Source organism: Streptomyces sp. NPDC059897 (assembly GCF_042730865.1).
Taxonomy (GTDB): Bacteria; Actinomycetota; Actinomycetes; order Streptomycetales; family Streptomycetaceae; genus Streptomyces.
Genome location: NZ_JBHWKQ010000041.1, coordinates 46,816 through 69,819, shown reverse-complemented (window position 1 = coordinate 69,819; position 23,004 = coordinate 46,816). Strand labels below are relative to the sequence as shown.

Below are 23,004 nucleotides of genomic sequence, written 5' to 3'. Positions count from 1 at the left end.
TGCGCCCCCTTTTTGTGGGTTGGGGTCGGGGCGCCGCCCCCCCCCTCCGAAGAGGTGCGGGCCGTCGCCTGGGTGCTACGGGACGTCACTTGTCGGTGTCGTCCTTCGCCTCGTCGCCCTCTTCGCCCTCGATCACGGGGATCAGGGAGAGCTTGCCGCGGGAGTCGATCTCGGCGATCTCGACCTGGACCTTCTGGCCCACGCCGACGACGTCCTCGACGTTCTCCACGCGCTTGCCGCCGGCGAGCTTGCGGATCTGCGAGATGTGCAGCAGACCGTCCTTGCCCGGCATGAGCGACACGAACGCGCCGAAGGTCGTCGTCTTCACGACGGTGCCCAGGTAGCGCTCGCCGACCTCCGGCATGGTCGGGTTGGCGATGCCGTTGATCGTGGCGCGGGCGGCCTCGGCCTGCGAGCCCTGAGCGGCACCGATGTAGATGGTGCCGTCGTCCTCGATCGTGATGTCGGCGCCGGTGTCCTCCTGGATCTGGTTGATCATCTTGCCCTTCGGGCCGATGACCTCACCGATCTTGTCCACGGGGATCTTGACCGTGATGATCCGCGGGGCGTTCGGGGACATCTCGTCCGGGACGTCGATCGCTTCCATCATCACGTCGAGGATGTGGAGGCGGGCGTCGCGGGCCTGCTTGAGGGCGGCGGCCAGGACGGAGGCCGGGATGCCGTCGAGCTTCGTGTCCAGCTGGAGCGCGGTCACGAACTCCTTGGTGCCGGCGACCTTGAAGTCCATGTCACCGAAGGCGTCCTCAGCACCGAGGATGTCGGTGAGGGCGACGTAGTGCGTCTCGCCCTTGATCTCCTGGGAGATCAGGCCCATGGCGATACCGGCGACGGGGGCCTTCAGCGGCACACCGGCGTTCAGCAGCGACATGGTGGAGGCGCAGACCGAGCCCATGGACGTCGAGCCGTTGGAGCCCAGTGCCTCGGAGACCTGGCGGATCGCGTAGGGGAACTCCTCGCGCGTCGGCAGGACCGGCACGATCGCGCGCTCGGCGAGCGCGCCGTGGCCGATCTCGCGGCGCTTCGGGGAGCCGACGCGGCCCGTCTCACCGACGGAGTACGGCGGGAAGTTGTAGTTGTGCATGTAGCGCTTGCGGGTCACCGGCGAAAGGGTGTCCAGCTGCTGCTCCATGCGGAGCATGTTGAGGGTGGTGACGCCCAGGATCTGGGTCTCGCCACGCTCGAACAGCGCCGAGCCGTGCACGCGCGGGATGGCCTCGACCTCGGCGGCCAGGGTGCGGATGTCGGTGACACCGCGGCCGTCGATGCGCTTCTTCTCCTTGATGACGCGCTCACGGACCAGGGACTTGGTCAGCGAGCGGTACGCGGCGGAGATCTCCTTCTCGCGGCCCTCGAACTCCGGGAGGAGCTTCTCGGCGGCCAGACCCTTGACGCGGTCCAGCTCGGCCTCGCGCTCCTGCTTGCCCGCGATGGTGAGGGCGGCGGAGAGCTCGGTCTTGACCGCGGCGGTCAGGGCCTCGAGCACGTCGTCCTGGTAGTCCAGGAAGATCGGGAACTCGGCGGTCGGCTTGGCGGCCTTCGCGGCGAGGTCCGACTGGGCCTTGCAGAGGACCTTGATGAAGGGCTTCGCGGCGTCGAGACCGGCGGCCACGACCTCCTCGGTGGGCGCCTCGGCGCCGCCCTTGACCAGCTGGATGGTCTTCTCGGTGGCCTCGGCCTCGACCATCATGATCGCGACGTCGCCGTCCTCCAGGACGCGACCGGCGACGACCATGTCGAAGACGGCGTCCTCGAGCTCGGTGTGCGTCGGGAACGCGACCCACTGGCCGTTGATCAGCGCGACGCGGACGCCGCCGACCGGGCCGGAGAAGGGCAGACCGGCCAGCTGCGTCGACGCGGACGCGGCGTTGATCGCCACGACGTCGTACAGGTGGTCGGGGTTGAGCGCCATGATCGTGGCGACGACCTGGATCTCGTTGCGCAGGCCCTTCTTGAAGGACGGGCGCAGCGGGCGGTCGATCAGGCGGCAGGTGAGGATCGCGTCCTCGGAGGGGCGGCCCTCGCGGCGGAAGAAGCTGCCGGGGATCTTGCCCGCGGCGTACTGCCGCTCCTCGACGTCCACCGTGAGGGGGAAGAAGTCGAGGTTGTCCTTGGGGTTCTTCGAGGCCGAGGTGGCCGACAGCACCATGGTGTCGTCGTCGAGGTAGGCGACGGCGGAGCCAGCGGCCTGGCGGGCCAGACGGCCCGTCTCGAAGCGGATGGTGCGGGTGCCGAAGGAGCCGTTGTCGATGACGGCCTCGGCGTAGTGGGTCTCGTTCTCCACTAGCGTTTTCTCCGTTACTTTCGTCTGTTACGTCTTTTGTCCGCTGCTGCCCGTGTGGCAGAGGGACGAGGTGGAGAAGCGCGCCTTGGGTGCGGGCCGGTCTTCGATCGAAGCTCCCGGGGATCCTCTTGCGTCTCCGGGGGCCACTACCGAGGACCGGCGGCGGCGAGGTGGCACTTCTCCTCAATATGCGCAGTCGTACGTCACCAGACTACAAAGCCTCGGTGACAGTGCGCACGTACAGCAAAGGGAGCGGCCCCCACAATCGGGAACCGCCCCCTCTCACAGCGTCTTATCGGGCGCCGGCCGCACCGCGGCGGATGCCGAGGCGCTCGACCAGCGTACGGAAGCGCTGGATGTCCTTCTTGGCCAGGTACTGCAGCAGGCGGCGACGCTGGCCGACCAGGATGAGCAGGCCACGACGCGAGTGGTGGTCGTGCTTGTGCGTCTTGAGGTGCTCGGTCAGGTCCGAGATGCGGCGGGAGAGCATGGCGACCTGGACCTCGGGGGAGCCGGTGTCGCCCTCCTTGGTGCCGAACTCGGTCATGATCTGCTTCTTCGTAGCGGTGTCGAGAGCCACGCTTACTCCTCGTAGAGTCTGATTGCCGCCGAGTGCCCCTGGTCTACATCTCAGGAGAGCTTCCGAAACTCGGGAGGCGGGGATCCGCTGGGCGCTGCCCCCAGGAATGTCCTGCAATGCCGGGGGCGCGTACACAAACGGCCGTCACCCAGCGTACCAGCAGCCCGGCGGCCGGCCTGACGGCGGCCGCCGGGCCCCGGATCAGCTGACCATGCTGCGCACCTGCGTGTAGAGGCCGAGCACCGCGAGGCACAGCGGTACGAGGGTCAGCAGCACGAAGCCGTCGAACAGGTCGAGCATCCGGCCCCAGAACGGGGAGACGCCCTTGCGCGGCACGGACAGGCCGACGATCACCAGCAGGGCCGCTCCCCCGCCGATCGCGGCGGCGAACCAGAGGATGTGGATGTTGAGCGGCGCGCTGTCGCCCTGGAGGAAGCTCTGCAGCAGGTCGCTCGGGGTGTTCAGGGTCACGCCGAGGATCAGCAGGCCGAGGATCAGCAGACCGCCGACGACCAGGGACGCGACCTGCGCGGTGTAGTCGAACAGCCGGGCGCGCAGCATGACGGCGATGCCGGCGGCCAGGGCGAGCAGCTGCGCCCAGACGTCGTCGGAGAAGCCGAGGACGACACCGGCCGAGGAGACGGCGAGGGCCGCGCAGCCGATGACGAGGCCGAGAAGCAGCTCGTGGGCGCGCTTGACCTGGGCACCGATGCGGTCGAAGTCGATGTGCTCCTCTTCGTCGCGACCGTAGTCGCGGCCCTGGGAGATCTGGTCGGGCGAGCGGTAGCCGATGGGCAGCCGGGCGGAGCGGGCGGACATGCCGGGCAGCCAGGCCATCGCGATGATCGAGACGACCGCCGTGACGGCGGCGACCTCGCTCGGCGAGGCCTCGGTGACGAGTGCGCCGAACGTGGCGAGCGCGCCGACGGCCGAGCCGAGGGCGGCGGCGACGAAGACTGCGTCCCCGTGCGGCAGCAGCACGACGAGCAGCGCGGAGGCGATCAGCACCACGACGCAGCCGGACAGCAGCTGGAGCCGTCCCGGGCCCTCGGCGGCGCCGGTCCCGAAGATGCCCGACCCCGCGATGAGCAGGTGCGGCAGCGAGGCGAGCCCCAGCGACGTGGACGCTGCGCGGTCGTCGTACACCCGCGCGCGCACCACGGAGAACGTGACGAGCAGGACGCCGACGACACCGGCGATGATGCCGGGCAGGCTGTGCATGTCGCGGTCGACCGGGTTCGAGAACCAGAGCGCGAACGCCATGAGCGTCAGCAGCAGGACACCCGCGCCGAGGCCGACGACGCTCATCAGGCCGTCGCTCCAGCGGCGCCGGTCGCGGCGGACCGCGGAGGCGACCGCGTCGGAGACGTCGTCGAACACCGCGGCGGGCAGCGACTCGGCGAACGGACGCAGCAGCAGCACGTCGCCGTCGAGGACCCGCTGGTCGGCGAGGGACCGGCCGGCGTCGAGTACGGTGCCGTCCCGGCGGACCAGGTGGTACCCGGTGGGGTCGCCCTCGGCCTGGCTCTGCCCGGAGAGCTGGAGGATCTCCGGGTAGATGTCGGCCAGGGCGGCGTCTTCGGGCAGGGCCACATCGATACGTGCGTCCGGTGCGGCGACGGTGACCCGGCAGAAGCCGGTTCCGCCCCCGGCAAGAGCTGTGGTGCTCACCTCGCGGTTCCCCCTAATGTCATGACTTGGTGTGGCATCGGTGCGGCGGCGCGGCGTCCGGACGGCGTCACGCGCGGTGCGACAGCGTAGCGTCCTGAGCCCATCTCACCCCACAGACCCCGCCACTTGACGAGAGTCAGTAGGATCACCGGGCACGCCGGAGCTCTGTTGTCTTCGGCCTGGGGGAACCGCCAGTAACGGGGGCGGTCCGACATGTCCCGACGTGCACGACATCCGTGCGCGCCAACTGATCGACGACTGAAGATTTAAGGACTGGTGCTTCGGTGAGCGTGGTCATCGTCAAGCGACCGCCTCGGGTGTTGCCACCCGACGTACCGACGGATGAGGTGCGTCTCGAGCCGCCGCCGGAGCTGGCACGGCCCGAGGACCAGAACCTGATGATGAGCCTGCTGCCCATGCTGGGCATGGGTACGTCCTCGGCGTTCTTCTTCACCTCGGGCCAGTCGATCATGAAGATCATGGGTGGCGTCATGATCGTCTCCACCCTCGCGATGGCGCTCGCGCAGCTGGTCAAGGCCCGGCAGGGCGGCGGGGCCGAGATGGCCCAGGAACGCCAGGACTACCTCAAGTACTTGACCCAGGTCCGGCGTGACGTGCGGACGACCGCGCGCATGCAGCGGGACGGGCAGTACTTCCTGCACCCCAACCCGGAGCAGCTGTGGGCGCTCGTCGCCGAGGGCCGCCGGGTGTGGGAACGGCGCTCCAGCGACTCGGACTTCACCCAGGTGCGCCTGGGACTCGGCCCGCAGCAGCTGTCAACTCCCCTGATGGCGCCGGAGACCGCGCCGCTCGACGAGCTGGAACCGCTCACCGCGCACGCGATGAAGTCGTTCCTGGAGACCCACGGCACGCTGGACGCACTGCCGTTGGCCGTCTCGCTGCGGTCCTTCTACCACGTGAGCGTCTCCGGCGATCCGGACACCACGTACGGCGCCGCGCGCGCCATGATCTCCCAACTGTGCACCCTGCACTCGCCGGAGGACCTGCGGGTCGCCGTCGTGGCCTCGCCCGGCGCGATGGCCGAGTGGGAGTGGACGAAGTGGCTGCCGCACGTGCAGCACAGCAGCAACGACGGCGCCGGATCGCAGCGCGTGATCGTGGGCGACCTCGGCGAGGTCGAGGAGCTGCTCGCCGACGAGCTGGAGGGCCGCGGCCGGTTCAACCCGCAGGGCACGCCGGTCGTCGACCAGCCGCACCTCGTCGTCGTCATGGACGGCGGCGGCATCCCCGACGACTCGCTCATCGCGGGCGCCGAGGGCCTGCAGGGCGTGACGATCATCGAGGTCGTCCCCGGCATCGTGGAGGAGCTGCGCGGTTCGCTCTCCGTGCAGGTGCAGCCGGGTGAGCTGCTGCTCGAATCGCAGGGCGGCACCCAGTACACCGGCACCTGCGACACCCTGTCGCTGACCGAGGCCGAGGCGCTCGCGCGCCAGCTCGCGCCGCTGCGCGCCGGTTCGGCGGACGGCGACGAACCGCTCCTCGCCAACCTGGACTTCACCGAGCTGATGGGCATCGGCGACGCCGGTTCGGTGGACGTCGCGCGCACCTGGCGCCCCCGCACCCTGCACGAGCGGCTGCGTGTGCCGCTCGGTGTGGACCGCGACGGGCAGCCCGTCATGCTCGACATCAAGGAGGCCTCGCAGGAGGGCATGGGCCCGCACGGCCTGTGCGTCGGCGCCACCGGTTCCGGTAAGTCCGAGGTGCTCCGCACGCTCGTGCTCGCCCTCACGGTGACGCACTCCTCGGAGACGCTGAACTTCATCCTCGCGGACTTCAAGGGCGGCGCGACCTTCGCGGGAATGTCCGAACTCCCGCACGTCGCCGCCGTGATCACCAACCTGGCCGACGACCTCACGCTGATCGACCGCATGCGCGACTCGATCACCGGTGAGCTCCAGCGCCGCCAGGAGCTGCTCCGCTCGGCGGGCAACTACGCGAACATCACCGACTACGAGAAGGCCCGCGCGGCCGGCGCCCCGCTGGACCCGCTGCCCTCGCTCGTCATGGTGCTCGACGAGTTCTCCGAACTCCTCACCGCACGCCCGGACTTCATCGAGATGTTCATCCAGATCGGCCGCATCGGCCGTTCCATGGGTGTGCACATGCTGCTCGCCTCGCAGCGTCTGGAGGAGGGCAAGCTCCGCGGTCTGGACACCTTCCTCTCGTACCGCATCGGTCTGCGTACGTTCTCGGCCGCCGAGTCCCGTACCGCGATCGGTGTCCCCGACGCGTACCACCTGCCGAACGTCCCCGGCTCGGGCATCCTCAAGTACGACACCGAGACGATGATCCAGTTCAAGGCCGCCTACGTCGGTGGTGTCTACCGCGCCGGTGGCGGCGGTGGCGGTGGCTCGCGCACCCACCGGCAGCCGGTGCTGTTCACGGCGGCGCCCGTCGCCGAGCAGATCATCCACGAGCCGGAGCCCGAGGTCGTTCCCGACCAGGTCGACGACGCGCTCGCGGACACCGTCCTCGACGTGATCGTGGCGCGCATCGTCGGCCAGGGCCCGCCCGCCCACCAGGTGTGGCTGCCGCCGCTGGAGGAGTCGCCCTCGGTGGACTCGCTGCTCCCGCCGCTGTCGACGACGCCGGAGCGCGGTCTGCACGCCGCCGACTACCCGGCGCTCGGCAAGCTCGTCGTGCCGATGGCGCTCGTGGACAAGCCGTTCGAGCAGCGCCGCGACATCCAGTACCTGGACTTCTCCGGTTCGGCCGGTCACGGTCTCGTGGTCGGTGGTCCGCAGTCCGGCAAGTCGACCCTGATCCGGTCGATCATGACCTCGTTCGCGCTCACCCACACCCCGTCCGAAGTGCAGTTCTACTGCCTGGACTTCGGTGGCGGCGGCATGCTCGCGATGGAGGGCCTGCCGCACGTCGGCGGGGCCGCATCGCGCCTCGACTCCGAGAAGGTGCGCCGTACGGTCGCCGAGGTCCGCGGCATCCTCAACGAGCGCGAGGAGTTCTTCCGCGCCAACAACGTCGACTCCATCGGCACGTTCCGGTCCCGGCGTGCCGCCGGGCAGTACCCGGACCAGCGGTGGGGCGACGTCTTCCTGATCATCGACGGCTGGGCGGCCTTCAAGACCGACTACGAGCAGCTCGACCCGGTCATCCTCGACCTGGCCTCCCGCGGTCTCGGCTTCGGTGTCCACCTGATCATCGGCTCCGGCCGCTACACCGAGGTCCGGCCCGCGCTGCGCGACCAGCTCCTCAACCGTGTGGAGCTCAAGCTCGGTGACCCGATGGAGTCGGAGTTCGACCGCAAGAAGATGGAGGCCGTGCCGCTCGGCATGCCCGGCCGCGGTCTGACCCCCGACAAGCTCAGCTCGCTCGGCGCGCTGCCCCGGATCGACGCCTCTTCGGAGGTGGAGACCCTCGGCCAGGCCATCGAGCACATGGTGACGACGGTCTCCGAGCACTGGCAGGGCCCGCCAGCCCCGCCGGTGCGGATGCTGCCCACCAAGCTGCACATCAGCGAGGTCCCCAAGGGCAACGACTTCCCCGAGCGGGGCGTCGCGATCGGTGTCGACGAGACGACGCTTTCGCCGTCCTTCATCGACTTCGAGACCGACCCGCTCATGGTCGTCTACGGAGAGTCCGAGTCCGGCAAGTCCGCGTTCCTGCGCATGATCGCCAAGCAGATCTCCGAGCGGTACGCGACCGACAAGGCGCTCATCGTCGCCGGTGACTACCGGCGCGCGCACCTGAGCGAGCTGCCCGAATCGCACCTCTACAAGTACTGTGCCTCGGGCCCGCAGCTCCAGGAGGTCGTCACCGGCCTCGCGGGTTCCATGGGCCGCCGTATGCCGGGTCCGGACGTCACGCCGGAGCAGCTGCGCAACCGGTCCTGGTACGACCTGCCGGACGCGTTCGTCATCGTCGACGACTACGACCTGGTGGCGACCAGCTCCGGCAACCCGCTCCAGTCGCTGCTCGAGTACCTGCCGTTCGCCCGCGACCTGGGCCTGCGCATCATCATCGCGCGCAGCTCCTCCGGTGCGGCACGGTCCTCCTTCGAGCCGGTCATGCAGCGCATGAAGGAGCTCGGCGCGACGGGTCTGGTGCTGTCCGGAGACCCGGCCGAGGGCCAGATCTTCGGCCCGCTCAAGCCGCAGAAGCTGCCGCCGGGCCGAGGCATGCTCGTCACCCGCAAGGGTGGGGCGCAGCTGGTGCAGACGGCCTGGATGCCGATGCGAAGCAACTAGCGTCCGCGCAGGCGACGCGTACCGTACGGCGCCGGGGATCGGAGAACCGATGCCCGGCGCCGTACGCTTTTGCCCGAACCGACGTGAAGGAGACGAGAGTTGAGCACGCCGCCCCGCACCGCCGATGAGGCACTCGCGATCGCCCGGACGACCTTCCAGCCGCAGTGCGCGGACGGAACCCCGGCGACCCTCAACGTCCAGGAGTTCGACCTGGGCTTCCTGGTCTACGCGACCTTCCCGCCGACCGAGCCGCCCTCCTACGGGGGCAGCCACCTCGTCATCTCCAAGACGGACGGCTCGACGATGTACGTGCCGAACTTTCCGCCGGAATCGGCGATCAGCCTTTATCGGCGGCAGGTTGAGCGGAGCTGACGGCTGACGGCTGACGGCTGACGTGTGACGCCGGACACCGCCAGTTCTCGCCCTGCCCACTGTCACCGTGCGGCACTAGACTTTGCGGGCACCGCACTGCGGCCCTCGGCCGCCCCGCGAGGTGCTGTGCCGGGCGGTCGGCCGCCTCGACGCACTACTTGACCGTTCACCACCCCGTCCGATGGAGACCCAGCCGTGACCACGCACGACCAGGACGAACGGCAGGCCGCGCAGCCGGCCGGCGAGGACTCCCCCGCCGCCACGGGGCCCGGCAACACCGTGGTGTTCACGTACGTCGATCCGCGCACCGGGGAGGAGACGTACCTGACGCGCGTCTCGGGCCCGGGCCTGCCGCCCGTCGAGTACCAGGGGTGGGCGGACCTGCGCGCCGCGGACGTGCCCGCGAGCAATGTGGTGGCGGTCCACACGGACCTCAGCCCCAGCTCCCTGCCGGGCGGCTACACGCTCAACGCGCTGAGCGCCGGTTTCCCGAACGCGGCGCTCTCCTCCAGCCACCCGTACGGCGGGGACCCGGCGGAGCGCGCGGAGGGTGTCGCCGCGCTGACCGCGCAGGTGGAGTCCATGGCGCAGCTCGCGGGCCAGGCGCCGCCGCCGCGCCCGCAGCGCGTGCCGCTGCCTGCTGCGCCTGCCTCGGCGCTGGTTCCGGGGACGGCTCTCCCGGCCGGCCTCCCGGTGCAGGCATACGGCGAGGAGTCGCTCGCTTCGGCCGCGCTTCCCGACTCCGCGCGCGCCGCCCTCGTGAGCCCGGGCCTCCCCGCCGACGTCCGCTTCTTCTTCACCGCGGACCGGCCCGACAACCCGCCGCGCGGCGGCCTGTTCGTGGACGCGGCCACCCATCTGCGCGGGCTCGGCGCCGAGTTGTCCGACGCCGCCGCCGACATCCTCTCCGCACACACCCGCATCGGCACGGACGGCCAGTACGTGATCACGGTGCAGCAGGAGGCCGGCAGCGTATGGGCGGCGAACCCGGCGACGGGCAGCGGGCGTTACATGAACGACTCGGTCGCGGCCTTCGCCCACTGCCTCGCCGCGCTCGTCACCACGCGTGGGCTGATGCTGGGCATGAATCCGTACGAGGCCGGTTCCGCGGTCGCCGACTTGCAGGCCCGCCTCATCGCGCTCGACCCGACGTGCTTCGACGACGCCGACAACTGGTGGTCGGTGATCATCGAGCAGATGTGGCACGGCCTGTTCTGACCCGCTGCCGTACGCCCGTACACCTGTCCTTCTGCCCGACTGTCCGACCCGTCCGCAGCCCGAGAGGACCCTCATGCCCCGCGAAGGATTCCGTACCGATACGACGTCCCTGGCCACCGAAGGCACGAACTTCCAGGACTTCGGGAAGGCGTTCGCCAGGGCGGCGGCCGCCCTGCAGAACGGCCTGGCGTCCGTGAACGCCTGCGCCCCCACCAGCGGCGAGGCCCCCGCGCCCGAGAAGGGCCAGGTCGAGGGCTTCGTCCAGGGCCTGACCACGTTCGCCGACAAGGCGGACATGCCGCCGTGGGGCGACGACGAGATCGGCGAGAAGTTCGGCCTCGCCTACGAGGGCTTGCAGACCGGCATGTTCGAGTCGATGCAGCACCTCGCGCAGGAGCTGACGAACATCGGCGGCGCGCTCGGCGCGATGGCCAAGAACCACAGCGAGAACGAGTCCTTCAACGAGCAGCTGATCCGCCAGGAACAGAACGACGTCGACTTCGCGGCGGGCGGGGGCGAGACGATCTCCAGCATGAGCAAGATGACGTGACGGGGGCCGGGCCCGGCGGGCAGGCCTGCCGGGCGGGTCCGCGGCGCTGGTCCGCGGCGGGGCGGGCCGAGGCGCGGGTCAGATCGCCTGACCCACCCCGATGACCAGCAGCGATCCGACCATCAGCCAAAGGCCCTGACGGCCCATGCCGCCCGCGCCCCGCACGGCGAGCCACAGCGCGCCGCAGCCGCCGACGACGCCCAGGGCATTGGCCCCGATCGCGACCGCCCCCGCGCTCCCGACGGCCTGGCCGATGAGCGCCGCGACGGCCGCCGCGAGGAAGACGGCCGCGCACACGATCCCCCGCAGCCGCTCGCGCCGCACCGCCTCGGCGACGCGCTCCCGCTCCTCGGCGAGCGCGCGCTCCTCCGGCGGAAGCTCGGTCTCCCACTTCCGCGAGAAGTCCGCCTCCCACTGCAGGCCAGTACCGTCTCCACCCGTACGTGTCATGCCCGCGACCCTAGCCGACCAGGGGGCTGCGGCTCATCCCGAGCCCGTCGCGCGACAGGCGGCACTCTCGTACCTGCCTTCGCCTAACCCTCCCGCAGGGCCACGCCCCACATACCGGACGACGCCCCCACGGGGTCGATCAGCGAGTGGAGCCCACGTACGCGGTCGGCGAGGAGGCGGTTCCCGTCCCGGTCGCGTTCATTGCCGCGGAGACGGAACGCCAGCAGCCACACCACGATCATCGCCAGGAAGCTCTCCAGGCTCCGTGCCACCACTTCCGCCTCGCGGAACATCGCACGGTCCGCGCCGGGCAGGATCAGCACCTGTCCGCTCGGGCCGTCGATCACCACGTCCGTCCCCATCCACGTACCAATGACGAAGAACGGCCCCTTGGCCTCGATGGCCCGGCCCCAACGGTCGGTGTCACGCGGCACGTCGACGGGCCACTCCGCCTCGCGCAGGAACCTCTCGGGCAGCAACGCCGGGAGCGGCCCCGTGTGCGTACCGTGCGCCACGCGCCACCAGGCGGAGTCCCATTCGCGACCGTGGAAGCCGAGGCCGTACCGGTCCCGGAACGACGGCACGCCCCGGGTGGTGAGGAACTCACGGGTGGCCTGGTCGGTCAGCTCGTCGGGCAGGAGCGGCGGCGGGACGGGCACAAGGTCCCCGGGCTCGCCCTGCTCCTCGTCGGCGTCGGCGTCGGCGAGCAGGACGTTCAGATCGGCCGCACGGGGCACCGGGGCGTGGTGCGGAACGTTGGCCGGCGCCTCCAGCCAGTACGGGCAGGCGGCCAGGGACGGGGCGAGGGTGATCCCCGTGAAGGGCGCATCCGGAGCCGGTTCGATACAGAAGAGACCACCGAAGCCGCCCAGCACCACCAGCCCCGCCACGGGAACGGGCTGGAGCTCCAGGAGATAGGGCTTCAGCATCTCCTCCCCAACGACGGTCAACGGGTCGGGCAGCGGTGCCACCTGCGCGTACTCCTCCGGCGTGAGGGTCCGCACCGCCGCGACCAGCTCGTCGTTCTCCTCGGACTCCGGCCACAGCTCGGAGGAGAGCAGCTCGCCGGTCGCCACGTCGTAGATCTTGGTGACGTCGCGCCGTTCCACGGCCACCAGCACCGGCCGGTCGTGCAGGCGCGCCTGGAAGACGTCCGACACATCGTGGAAGGGCAGGTACGACATGTGGATGCCGCCCGGCGGGCTCCAGTGCGACCAGCGCACTCGCCACGGCAGCGCGATTCCGCTGTCCACGACCGCCTCGGCCAGGTCGGTGTCGCCGCGCACCGCCGCCTGGAAGTGCAGCCACGCGGCCCACGTGGGCTGCGTACACGGAAGCAGCCGGTACTGGCGGGCATACGCCGCGTCGGCGAGTGCCGAGCCCACGGGGATGTCCGCCATCCCCATACCCGCGCCCTCGGCCGCCTCCAGCAACGACTGCGGTGGAATGTGGGCGATGTGCCGCCCCTCGCGCAGCAGCGCCGCCAGCTCCGCCGAGCCCTCGTTCCCGTTCCCCTGCGCGTTCCCGTCTCCGGCCTCGGCCCCGGCCTCATCGGCTGCCACGCAGTGCGCGGCGAGCGCGGTCGCCGCGTAACGGCCCTCCGGTCCGGAGGCGGCCCACCCTTCGGGATGCGCGAAGTTCGCGCTCAAGTCCTTGATACGGGCGACCAGTTGACGGTGCGTCCGCGCCCGCTCGTCCGCGGAGACCAGCGACCGCAACGCGTGCGCCGCGCCCTCATCGGTGAACGACACGACGTCGTCACCGGCCTGTGCCTTCACCACCGCGGGATGAGCCTCGGCACGTTCCAGCAACGCTTCCCGGTCCGGGCGCCGACCGGTGAGACCTGCCACCAACTCCCGCCAGATACCGACCGGCACCTCGTACGCCTCCCCGAGCGCCAGCGCACGCAACTCGATGGGCAGAACGTCCACGTCCGTGTCCGGCGACTCGGCGGCGAGGCGCAGAGTCTGCCCACTCGCGTCGAATGCCTCCACCTCCCCGGCATGGACGGTGGCGACGACGGTGTGTCCCCGGCGGGCCACGCGCTCCAGCGCCGCCATGAGCCGCTTCGGATCCCCGCTCGTGCGCGTCAGGCCCGCGAGATCGGGATGGCGCACCAGGATCAGTCGCGTCGGCCGCTTCGGCACATGCCGCGCCGACCACAGTCCCGACGGCGGAATCCGCACGTCCAGGGCACGCAGGACCTCGGTGATCGCTTCATCCGCGGTGCCTGCGGACGCGTCGACGAGAACGCTGCCGGGCACGCGCTCGTGCACCGCGTGCAGGACCTGCTCGCCGTGCCGTCCGGACGGGTCCACAACGCAGTTCACGCCTCCGCCTGTGAGACCGGCGTACCCGCCGACGATCCGCTCGATCACGTCACTCACGGACAGCCTCGTCACGGCCACCTCCCCACTTGCTCGACCAGCGCGGCATCCGCGTACCTGCCCAGGTCCGAGTCCGCACCGACGTGCTCGACCAGCCACCGCGCCATCTGGGCGTGCACCTGCCGTGCCAGGCCCGGGTCCACCGAGCGCGCCAGCTCACGTGACCGCTTGAAGTTCCGGAACCGGTACCAGCCGCGCCGGTCGACCTCGATCTCCTCGTCGACGTCGACCGGCAGTTCCAGCTCGTCGTGGTTGAGCGCCCACGACAGCTGCCGCCACACCTCCAGCGGCGCTCCGCCGCCCTCTTGCAGGGCGAGCGCCTGCAACGCCCACTGCCTCGACTCGGCCGCGGAACGCCCGGGATCCGGCCCCCGCACGGGGCTCTCCAGCTCCAACTGCGCCCGGGTCCCGCCCCGTACCTCGTGCCAGTCCACCTCAAGGACCAGCAGCACACCCAGCGCCTCCGCGACCTCCCGCTCCAACTGCTCGAGGACCGCCGTCGGGCACCCCCACTCACGCCTTCCGGTAACCCGCTGCCCCTCGGTCAGGACGACCAGCCGCACCCCGACACCGGCCCCGGCCTCCGCGGCCTGCCACACCCCTTCCCGGATACGAGCGACCAGCGCGTCACCGTCGAGCGCCGCAGCATCGACACACACGACTCCCGGTACGGCGTCGCGTACCTGGGTGCGTACGTCGGCGCGCGCAGCCCCGGTCGAGCCCATCAACTCGACGACGCGGCCGCCGCCTTCTTGATGCCAGGCAGTGATGCGCTGGACGGCGGTCGCTGCGGTGACGGTCTCGTACACGGTTACTGGTTCTCCCCGCCCATTGCCTGCTGCCGTACGCTCGACGTCCGTGCGGTAATCCTGTCAGACCCCCTTGGGCATCTCTTGCCGACCGCTGGACCGGGAAGAGGGGCAATGGCCAGTGCAGCCCTGCCTGTCAGATGACCTCCTGCAGCCCCTCCGTCCACCAGCTGTGCGCCGCGTGCGGGCCGATGGAGCGCAGGAGGTCCTCCAACTCGTCGCGTAGGTCGAAGAGTTCGGGCTGCGTGTACGCCATCGGGAAGTGGGCGCGGAGGACTGCCCAGGTGGTGACGAGGCGGACGAAGACGTCCAGGTTCTCGGCCATGAGGTGGGGGGCGTCGTGGTCGACGTTCCATTTGCCGGAGTGCCACTCGGGGTACCAATCATCGCCGGGTGGGGTGTCGTCGGGGAGGTCGGACTCGGTCCAGTGGGCGTGGCGGGGCAGGCGGTGGACCCGGCCGGTCGTCGCGTGCACGGCGATGGGGCCGCCGTTCCAGTCGCCCAGTACGTACAGGGGGAGATCGCGGAGGCGGGGCAGCGGGGTGCCGGCCTCCGGGGCGATGCCCAGGTGGAGCTCCGCGGTCACCAGGGCCGGGAGACCGGTCGTGGTCAGGGTGTGGCGGGCGGTGGGGTCGGTCAGGTCCTCGGGAAGGTGAGCTTCGGGGAGGCGGGTCATGGATTGCGGGACGAACACCTTCCCGGGTGACGACGCGAAGTCGGCCTGGGCAGGGGCGAGATGGCAGGGGCGGACGTTGATCAGTGCGGCGCTGTTCGGGGACGGCATGGCCAGGCCGAGGCCATCGCCGCCATCACCGTCGGAGTCGTCGGAGTCGTCGGAGTCGTCGGAGTCGTCGGAGTCGTCGGAGTCGTCGGAGTCGTCGGTCCAGTCCTCGTCGAACTCGTCGTCCTCATCCACCGTCCGCGGTCCCTGGAACCCGTCCGGGAAGCGCTCCGGGTCGGTGGCCTCGACCGCGAAGATGCCGCCGGTCGACGCCACGACGACCAGCTCCCCCACCTGCAACCGGTCCCGTACGAGACCGGGGTCCGGGGGAAACGGGTCGAACGCGGCCCACGCCCGCAATCGGCCCCCGCCGCCTCCGACACTGCCCCACAACGGCTCATGCTCCCCATAGGCGGGCACCGCGCCCGTCCACGGCCCGGCGAGCACGTCACCCGTGGCCGCGTCGTACACCCAGTAGCGCGGCTTCGGCCGAGTGTCGTCCCGCGCGACGACCGCCGTCCGGCCCTCCGGGTCCCAGCCGTCGGGGGCGAGTTCGAGACCGGTCACCGGGCCGGGGAACACCCGCCGCGGGTCGACGACGCCCGGTGGACGCCAACGCGACCAGCGCACGGCCCACGGCCGGTCGGGGTACGCCTCGGCCACGGCCTCCGCCGCCGCCTCGTCACCCTGTGCCAGCGCCGCCAAGGCGAGCCAGGACGCCCATTCGTCGAACTCGAACATGCGCAGGCCGGCCGTTTCGAGGTCGCGTGCGCGGCCGGCGGTCGTGGGGGCCGACCAGGCGGCGTAGCGGTCGCGGTAGGCGGGGTCCATCCGTACGGCGTCGAGGTCGGCGCGTACCGTCTTGTCGGCCTCGATGAGGCTTTGGGGCGAGAGGCGGGCCAACAGCCGTGTGTCACCGGACAGTTCGTGGAAGGACTCGCCGTACCTCCCGCCGCGCGCCGCGTGTGCGGCCAGCGCGAGGATGGCGTAGCGGCCGACTCCGTCCCCTCGCTGGTCGACACGTTCGCGCAGCCACTGCGTCATGTCGGCGTGGACGTGGCGGGCGTGGGCCAGGTCCACCGAGGCCCGGAGTTCGTCCCGGCGCGACCAATCGGTGAACCAGACGCGGCCGTCCGACGCGACCGTGATCTCCGGGGCGTCCAGGGGGAGTTCGAGGTCGCCGCCGTTGAGCAGGCGGGAGAGTTGGCGCCACACCGCGACCGAGGCCGCGGACGACTGGGCGAGGGCGAGGGCCTGGAGGGCCCACTCGCGCAGTTCCGCCGGGGAGCGGCCGTGGTCGGGCTGACGCCGCGGTGCCTCGATCTCCAGTCGCGGCCGGGAGGTGAACCATCGGTCGTGCCAGCCGACCTCGACCACGACCAAGGCACCGGCTCCGGCTCCGGCTCCGGCATCGGCATCGGCATCGGCATGGGCCGGCCTGGCGATCTCGCGGTCGAGGAGGTCGAGCGCGGCCTCCGGGTAGCCGGTTCCGCGCCCGCCGGGTACCCCGTGCCCACCCGCGACCAGCACCAACGCGGGGCCCGCTCCGGTGTCCGCACCACGCTCCCGTAGCGCCTCGCCCACCCGATCGACCAGCTCCCGCGCCCCGAGCCCCGAGGCCTCGACCCACACCGCGCCGGGCACGGCGTCGCGTACCCGGGACAGGATCTCGGCGCGACTGCCCGGCCCCGGCCCGGCCGAACCCATCAACTCGACCACCTGACAGCCGCCTTCACGGTGCAAGGCCATGATGCGTTCGACCGCCGTCGCAGCGGTGACACTCTCGTACATGACTGGTGGTTCGCTCCCCCGACCTGGCGCGCCTGGAAGTGCTGAGCCGTGACCGGCTGCACCTAGTGCTGCGCCGCGGAAGTTCCGCCGATGGCCATCAGGCGGCAAGGCGTCTGTTGATGTCCTCGGCGTTGAACTGGGTGGGGTCGAATGCGCCGCCGACCCACTCCAGGAGGTCGTCATGTTCCTCGTGCCCGGGATCGGTGATGGCCTCGACGAAGTTTGCGTAGCCCCACGGGCCGCCGCAGTCCTCGGGCGGGCAGGCCCGGCGGCCGGTCAGGCAGCGGGGGTAGGTCGTTCCCGTGTCCCGGGGCAGGACCTTTTCGACCTCGATGTGGTGCGCCCAGTCGTCCCCGAAGTCGTAGGTGTAGCGGATCTTGTCTCCGGCGGCGGGCGCGGCCGCGCAGAGCGGGACCTTGCGTTCGTCGCGGTGACCCAACTCGCTGTCACGGCGTCCGTAGGCGCCGGCCGGGGTTTCGAAGAGGTGTATGTGGTAGTTCTCCCAGCCCATTGCGGTCTGGATCACCAGGTGCAGGCGGTCGAGGGTGAGGTCGGCCGGCACCTGCAGCCGCCGCCAGATGGGCGGGCGGATGTCGGCCAGTGTCACCTTGATCTGCAGGATGGAGTCAGCGGGCATGGAACGGTTCCTTCGCAGCGACGGCGATTCCCGCCTCAGTCTGGCGCGGGCGCCCCTCGTAGTTCCAACTGAACGGGCGAGCCGTCTCGTTGTGGACGGTGGCGAAGTCGGTCACCTTGCGAAGCAGGTCGGCGCGGGAGGAGAAGTCCCCGTGGCGCAGGACGGCGCGGGCCAGGAGGGAGAAGAAGATCTCCACCTGGTTGAGCCAGGAGGCGTGCTTGGGGGTGTGGTGTGCCACGATCCGCGGATGCCTGGCCAGCCAGGCCCCGGTGGCCTTGGAGGTGTGCGAGGAGCCATTGTCCAGGACCAGATGGATCGTCAGCCCGGCCGGGATGCGCCGCTCCAGCCGCGTCAGGAACCGGATGAAGTGCGCGGAGTCGTTGCGCGGGAGGTCCTCCACGACGACCTGCCCGGTGTGCACGTCCAGCCCGGCGGTGACCGAGACGGTGCCGTGCCGGACGTACTCGAACTCCCGCCGCCGCGCCCGCCCGGGACCGGGCGGCCGGTCGGGGAACTTGCGGGAACGCGCAGCCATCGCGGTCTTCTCGTCCACCGACACCACCACCGAACGCGGCGGTCGACAGCAGTAAAGGGCACACGCCTCGGCCGCCTTGGTAAAGAACTGCGGGTCGGCGGGCCGGGTCAGCCAGCCGCGGACCCGGTGCGGCTTGACCTGGAGCGCCGCGAGAATCCGCCCGACCTGGGAGGCAGAAATACCCGTGTCCGCCAGGTGATCGGCGATCAGCCGGTGCGACCAGCCTCCGTAGGGGCGCGGCGGCGTACTGGTGGCTGCCGCCACGACCCGCAGCCGGACTTCGGGCCCGTAGACGGGCGGTCTCCCCGAACGGGGCCGGTCCTCCAACCCTGCCAGCCCCTGCCGGGCATACCGATCCCGCCACCGGACCACCGTGGAGACGTCCACCCGGACGATCTCCGCTATCCGCCAGGCCGAACACCCTCCAGCAGCCAGCAGAACTATGCGCGCACGACGGGCCACCCGCTGCGGGGCAGTGTGCGCACGAACCCGGTCCTCCAATACACACCGATCATCAGGATCAAGCACCATGCCCGGTCAACGAGCCGATGGCCATCGGCGGAACTTCCGCGGCGCAGCACTAGTGATCCGTCAACGCCACTCCCCAGACCCCCGCCGCCGCGCCGAGCGGATCGACCGCGGACTGCAGGCCCTTCACCCGGTCCTCGAGGTCGCGCGTCTCGATCTCGTCGCCCGATGTCGTGAACACCTGGACTCCGAGGAGCCAGACGGAGACCAGCGCGAGGAAGTCGTGCAGGTTCCGGCCGACGATCTCCGCCCTGTGGAAGTCCTCGCGGTTCTCACCGGGCAGGTGGAGGATCTGCCCGGTCGGGCCGTCGATCACGACGTCGTCGCCCATCCAGAGGCCGATGGCGTAGTACGGGCCGCTGGGGGTGATCGGTTCGTGCTGGTGGTCGGTGCGCGGGACGCCGTCCGGCCAGGGCACCTCGCGCAGGAGATTCGCTGGGCGGGGCGGCAGCGGGCCCGTGTGGGTGCCCTGCGCGACGTCGGTCCAGCGGTGGTCCGGTTCCAGGCCGTAGAAGCCGAGGCCGTGCACGTCGCGGAAGGACGGCAGGCCCAGGGTGGTGAGGAACTCGCGGGTGGCCGGGTCGGTGAGGCCGTCGGGGAGCAGGGGCTCCTGCACCCGGTACAGGGTCCCGGAATCGGCCTCGAAGATCGTGTCGAGGTCCTCGGGGCCGGGGGCGGGGGCGTGGGCCGGGACGGTCGCCGGGGCGGTGAGTACGGGCGGGCACAGGGCCTCTGAGCGGTGGCGGAGGCTGAGGCCACTGAATGGCGGTGCAGCCGCTTCCTGCGTGGTGGGCTCGATGGCGAACAGGCCGCCCCAGCCGCCGAGTACGACCGTGTCGCCGATGGTCACCGGACCCGCTTCGAGGAGGTAGCGGCTCGCCGGGTCCACGTCCGGGCGGTCGTCCTCGCCGCCGGGGGTCGGCCAGCGCAGACCTGGTACGGCGTCCTCGGGAGGCTGGTTGCGCGGCCAGGCGCCGGTGGCCAGCACCTCGCCGCTCCGCGGGTCGTACACGGTCACATGGCGCTCCCGGCCCCGGTAGGCGAGGGCAGCCACCACCGGGCGGTCGTGCAGGCGCAGTTCCAGCAGGTCGTAGGCGTCGGGGATGGCGAGGTACGGCACGTGCAGGCCGGCCGGGGGCCGCCACCGCGACCACCGCACCCGCCACGGCAACCGTACGCCGCTGCGCTCCAGCTCCTCCGCCAACTCCGTGTCGCCACGAACCGTCGCCTGAAGGTGCAACCACGCCACCCACGTCGGCTGCGCGCACGGCAGGATCGCGTAGTCCCGGGCCAGCACCGCGTCGGCAAGCACGGAACCGGCGGGCGCTTGCTCCATGCCCGCGCCTTCGGCGGCCTCCAGCAGGGCTGTGGGCGGGATGTGGGCGACGAGACGGGTGTCGTGCAGGAGTTCGGTGAGCAGGGGGAAGTGCGGGTCTGCGGTGGCCATGCCCGCGGCCGCGGCGTGGGCGGCGAGGGCGATCGTGGCGTAGCGGGCCAGTGGGTCCGTGTCGGCGTCGGCGTCGGCGTCGGAGTCGGCGTCGGAGTCGGCGTCGGAGTCGGCGTCGGAGTCGGCGTCGGAGTCGGCGTCGGAGTCGGCGTCGGTGTCGGCGTCGGTGTCGGCGTCGGCGTCGGTGCGGCCCTCCGGGTGGACCCACTGTGTACTCGACTCCGCGAGGTGGGCGTAGAGGTGGCGGTGGATGCGTGCGCGGTCCTCGGGCGGGAGTTGGGCGCGCAGCTCGCGTGCAACGGACTCGTCCCGGAAGGAGACCGTCCGGCTCTCGGTCCCGGCCAGCAGGAGCTCGCCGTGCTGCTCGACCACCCGGGACAAGTCGTCGACCTCGACAGGCCGCCCGGTCATGGCCGTGACGAGTTCCCGCCAGATGACGTACGGCACCGTACGCGCCTCCGCCTGCGCCAACGCCCGTACGTCTACGGGCACTTCGCGCTCCGCCTCGGCCTGCACCGACAGCTGGAGCGGGCGGTCGCCGCGGCCGAGGTGGCGGGTGTCGCGGGTGACCACGACCACGGCGTGGCCCTTGCCGCCGATCCGGCCCAGGGCGCGCAGCAGCCGCTGCGGTTCGCCGCTGGTGCGGGTGTGGCCCACCAGTTCCAGGTGGGATACGAGCACTGGCCGCGCAGGCTTCTTCGGCACCTGCCGGGTCCAGGAACGGGGCGCCTTGGCCCGCGCGCCGAGAGCGTCCAGCACCTTGGTGAGCGCCTCGTCCGCGGTGCGGCCGGCCACGTCGACGAGGACGCTGTCGGGCACCCGTTCCCGCACGGCGTGCAGGACCTGCTCGCCGTGCCGGCCGGACGGGTCCACGACACAGGTCACGCCGCCGCCGGTGAGGCCCACGTCCCCACCGACGAACCGTTCGATCACGTCACTCACGGACAGACTGATCACGGTCGCTTCACCTGTCTGCCCGCACGTGCCGTTCCTCCCCCACTGAGCGCCGCTGCCGCAGCACCACCCAGGCGGTCACCAGCCGCACGAACGTACTGAGGCTCTCCGCCATGACGTGCGGGCGGTCGCGGTCGACGTTCCACCGGCCGGAGTGCCAGTCGGGATCCCAGTCGTCGCCGGACGGGGCGGTGTCGGCGAGTTCCGCCGGGTCCCAGTCGTCGTGCTCGGGAAGCCGGTAGCCCCTGCCGGTGACGCCGTGCAGCGCGACGGCGACGCCCGCGTGGGCGGCCGAGGTGAACTCCCATACCGGAGGTGCATGCTTCCACCCACTCCCGGGTGGGGGTGCGGAGGCGGGCGACAACGGTGCTGAGGCCGGACAGGATCGTCAGGGGCAAAAGGACCTCCGTTCCGAGGGTGCGTTGATCGTTGGGACAGCTGCTGAGTACCCATGCCCCGAGCCCCGAGCCCCGAGCTCAGAAGCCGTCCACGTCGAGCTCGGTGATGCCCGCCCAGATCCAGCTCCACAGCACACCACTGGGCACCTGCGGATCGAAGAACCCCGGTGCCAGCGCCTCCAGTTCGTCCAGGAACTCCTGTACCACCGTCTCCTGTTCCCCCTCCACCGGATAGGGGTGCCAACAGGCGTTGGAGTAGCGATACACCGCCTCCAGAACACGCGTGAACACATCGAGATCAGGCGCCAGGGGCACGAGCGTGCGGTTCGTCGGCCCTTCCAGTCGGCTCCAGATGTGCACGGATCCGTCGCGACCATGTACGTACAGATCGCCGAAGTCGCAGACCCCGAAGCCGACCAGGTCCTGTGGCAGATCATCGGCGGCGGTTGCGGGCCGCAACTCCTCGGGGGCGTACGCCGTGAACCCGACCCCATGGCACGCCCACCGCGCCGGGATGCCCACATCACGCAAATGCCGCCTGCTTTCCGGGTGCTCAAGGGCCTCTGAAAGCGCGCTGTCGGGAACGCGCAGCACGTTGCCCACTCCGAACGCGTCGTCGATCCGGGCGGCAGTCAACGGCCCCACCGGCCGCTTTCGCCCTGGGGTGGGGCCCAGCGGCAGACCCTCGGACGAAGAGGTGTCGATCCCCGCGCTTCGCGGCCAGTTCCGGAGCACCTCCGCATCCGTCTCGAGCATCGCGATGCCGTGAGAGTCCACTACGAGGTGGCGCGCCCGCCCACCCTCGGCAGACCATGCGACGGCGGCCTGCCAGCTCTCCGGTGCGGTCAGATCCCATCGGTACAACTCGGCCGGGCCGAGCGACTCCCATGACACCGTCGGTTCGCCCGCCCCTTCTTCACCGCCCAGCGGCGGCACAGGCACCCTGCGTCCCGACTCCGCATCGAGGCGGATCGGCCCCCGATGGTCCACCACCTCAACGAGGCCCGCCCCCTGGCGGCGACAACGCACCTCGAAGTAGTCACCGTTCAGGCTGGGCTGGGCAACGAACCAGCTGGCCGGCCGCCACCACGCCCACCGCGTGCTCCACGGCATCCCCGGCTCGGCTGCCAGGACTCGCGCGGCGTACTCGTGGTGCCCCGTAGCCATGGCCGCGAAGTGCAGCCAGGAGGCGAACTCGGCGGCCGGCACATCCGCGCTCCCGAAGACGGCCTCGGCCTGCAGGAAGACCTCGCGGCCCACCTCCACGCCCGTGGGCTCGGCTGCGATCCGCTCACGCACGTCCGCGCGGTCGACCGTCAACAACCTTGCCGGGTCTGCAAGTACGGCATCAAGGTCCATGCTCATCGGGTAATCCTGTCAGACTCACTTCCCCGCGGAAAGTTGCCGAACTTCTCTCCCATCCGGACT

Annotated in this window: 16 protein-coding genes; 4 read left to right on the top strand and 12 right to left on the bottom strand. The window is 70.9% G+C overall.

Going from position 1 to position 23,004, the window contains the following annotated elements:
• Window positions 1-85: 85 nt before the first annotated feature.
• The 3 genes from ACFV9W_RS32005 to eccD form a co-directional block, all read right to left on the bottom strand.
• Window positions 86-2,302, bottom strand: coding sequence for a polyribonucleotide nucleotidyltransferase (locus ACFV9W_RS32005; RefSeq protein ID WP_385768035.1), 2,217 nt, complete (start codon window positions 2,300-2,302; stop codon window positions 86-88).
• 292 nt (window positions 2,303-2,594) lie between these two features.
• A complete protein-coding gene (gene rpsO, locus ACFV9W_RS32000; RefSeq protein ID WP_306323305.1) occupies window positions 2,595-2,882 on the bottom strand; it encodes a 30S ribosomal protein S15 in 288 nt (95 codons plus the stop codon).
• A 201-nt stretch (window positions 2,883-3,083) separates the two neighbouring features.
• Window positions 3,084-4,553: a type VII secretion integral membrane protein EccD gene (gene eccD, locus ACFV9W_RS31995; RefSeq protein ID WP_385768032.1), complete on the bottom strand. Its 1,470-nt coding sequence runs from the start codon at window positions 4,551-4,553 to the stop codon at window positions 3,084-3,086.
• A 284-nt stretch (window positions 4,554-4,837) separates the two neighbouring features.
• Between eccD and eccCa the strand changes: the two genes are divergently transcribed.
• From eccCa to ACFV9W_RS31975, 4 genes are all read left to right on the top strand, one after another.
• Window positions 4,838-8,779 (top strand): type VII secretion protein EccCa, encoded by a 3,942-nt coding sequence (gene eccCa, locus ACFV9W_RS31990; RefSeq protein ID WP_385768029.1) that lies wholly within the window; start codon window positions 4,838-4,840, stop codon window positions 8,777-8,779.
• 99 nt (window positions 8,780-8,878) lie between these two features.
• Window positions 8,879-9,151 (top strand): hypothetical protein, encoded by a 273-nt coding sequence (locus ACFV9W_RS31985; RefSeq protein ID WP_385768026.1) that lies wholly within the window; start codon window positions 8,879-8,881, stop codon window positions 9,149-9,151.
• Window positions 9,152-9,346: 195 nt separating this feature from the next.
• Window positions 9,347-10,369: an SUKH-4 family immunity protein gene (locus tag ACFV9W_RS31980; RefSeq protein WP_385768023.1), complete on the top strand. Its 1,023-nt coding sequence runs from the start codon at window positions 9,347-9,349 to the stop codon at window positions 10,367-10,369.
• 73 nt (window positions 10,370-10,442) lie between these two features.
• Window positions 10,443-10,919 carry a hypothetical protein gene (locus tag ACFV9W_RS31975; RefSeq protein WP_385768020.1) on the top strand — a complete coding sequence of 159 codons (477 nt, stop codon included), beginning with the start codon at window positions 10,443-10,445 and terminating at the stop codon, window positions 10,917-10,919.
• 78 nt (window positions 10,920-10,997) lie between these two features.
• Here the strand turns inward: ACFV9W_RS31975 and ACFV9W_RS31970 are convergent, their stop codons facing one another.
• The 9 genes from ACFV9W_RS31970 to ACFV9W_RS31930 form a co-directional block, all read right to left on the bottom strand.
• Entirely contained in the window at window positions 10,998-11,369 is a 372-nt protein-coding gene (locus ACFV9W_RS31970; RefSeq protein WP_385768018.1) for a hypothetical protein, read from the bottom strand.
• A gap of 83 nt (window positions 11,370-11,452) precedes the next feature.
• Window positions 11,453-13,771: an SUKH-4 family immunity protein gene (locus ACFV9W_RS31965; RefSeq protein WP_385768015.1), complete on the bottom strand. Its 2,319-nt coding sequence runs from the start codon at window positions 13,769-13,771 to the stop codon at window positions 11,453-11,455.
• Window positions 13,768-14,565 (bottom strand): hypothetical protein, encoded by a 798-nt coding sequence (locus ACFV9W_RS31960; RefSeq protein WP_385768012.1) that lies wholly within the window; start codon window positions 14,563-14,565, stop codon window positions 13,768-13,770. The genes ACFV9W_RS31965 and ACFV9W_RS31960 overlap by 4 nt, the downstream gene beginning before the upstream one ends.
• Before the next feature lie 136 nt (window positions 14,566-14,701).
• A complete protein-coding gene (locus tag ACFV9W_RS31955) occupies window positions 14,702-17,077 on the bottom strand; it encodes an SUKH-4 family immunity protein (protein ID WP_385768010.1) in 2,376 nt (791 codons plus the stop codon).
• Window positions 17,078-17,174: 97 nt separating this feature from the next.
• On the bottom strand, window positions 17,175-17,714 hold the full coding sequence (locus ACFV9W_RS31950; RefSeq protein WP_385768007.1) for a plasmid pRiA4b ORF-3 family protein: 540 nt from the start codon (window positions 17,712-17,714) through the stop codon (window positions 17,175-17,177).
• On the bottom strand, window positions 17,704-18,780 hold the full coding sequence (locus ACFV9W_RS31945; RefSeq protein WP_385768004.1) for an IS630 family transposase: 1,077 nt from the start codon (window positions 18,778-18,780) through the stop codon (window positions 17,704-17,706). Before ACFV9W_RS31945 ends, ACFV9W_RS31950 begins: the two co-directional genes overlap by 11 nt.
• Before the next feature lie 49 nt (window positions 18,781-18,829).
• Window positions 18,830-21,181, bottom strand: coding sequence for an SUKH-4 family immunity protein (locus ACFV9W_RS31940; protein ID WP_385768001.1), 2,352 nt, complete (start codon window positions 21,179-21,181; stop codon window positions 18,830-18,832).
• A gap of 7 nt (window positions 21,182-21,188) precedes the next feature.
• Window positions 21,189-21,542 (bottom strand): hypothetical protein, encoded by a 354-nt coding sequence (locus tag ACFV9W_RS31935; RefSeq protein ID WP_385767998.1) that lies wholly within the window; start codon window positions 21,540-21,542, stop codon window positions 21,189-21,191.
• 112 nt (window positions 21,543-21,654) lie between these two features.
• Window positions 21,655-22,941: an SUKH-4 family immunity protein gene (locus ACFV9W_RS31930; RefSeq protein ID WP_385767995.1), complete on the bottom strand. Its 1,287-nt coding sequence runs from the start codon at window positions 22,939-22,941 to the stop codon at window positions 21,655-21,657.
• Window positions 22,942-23,004 lie beyond the last annotated feature (63 nt).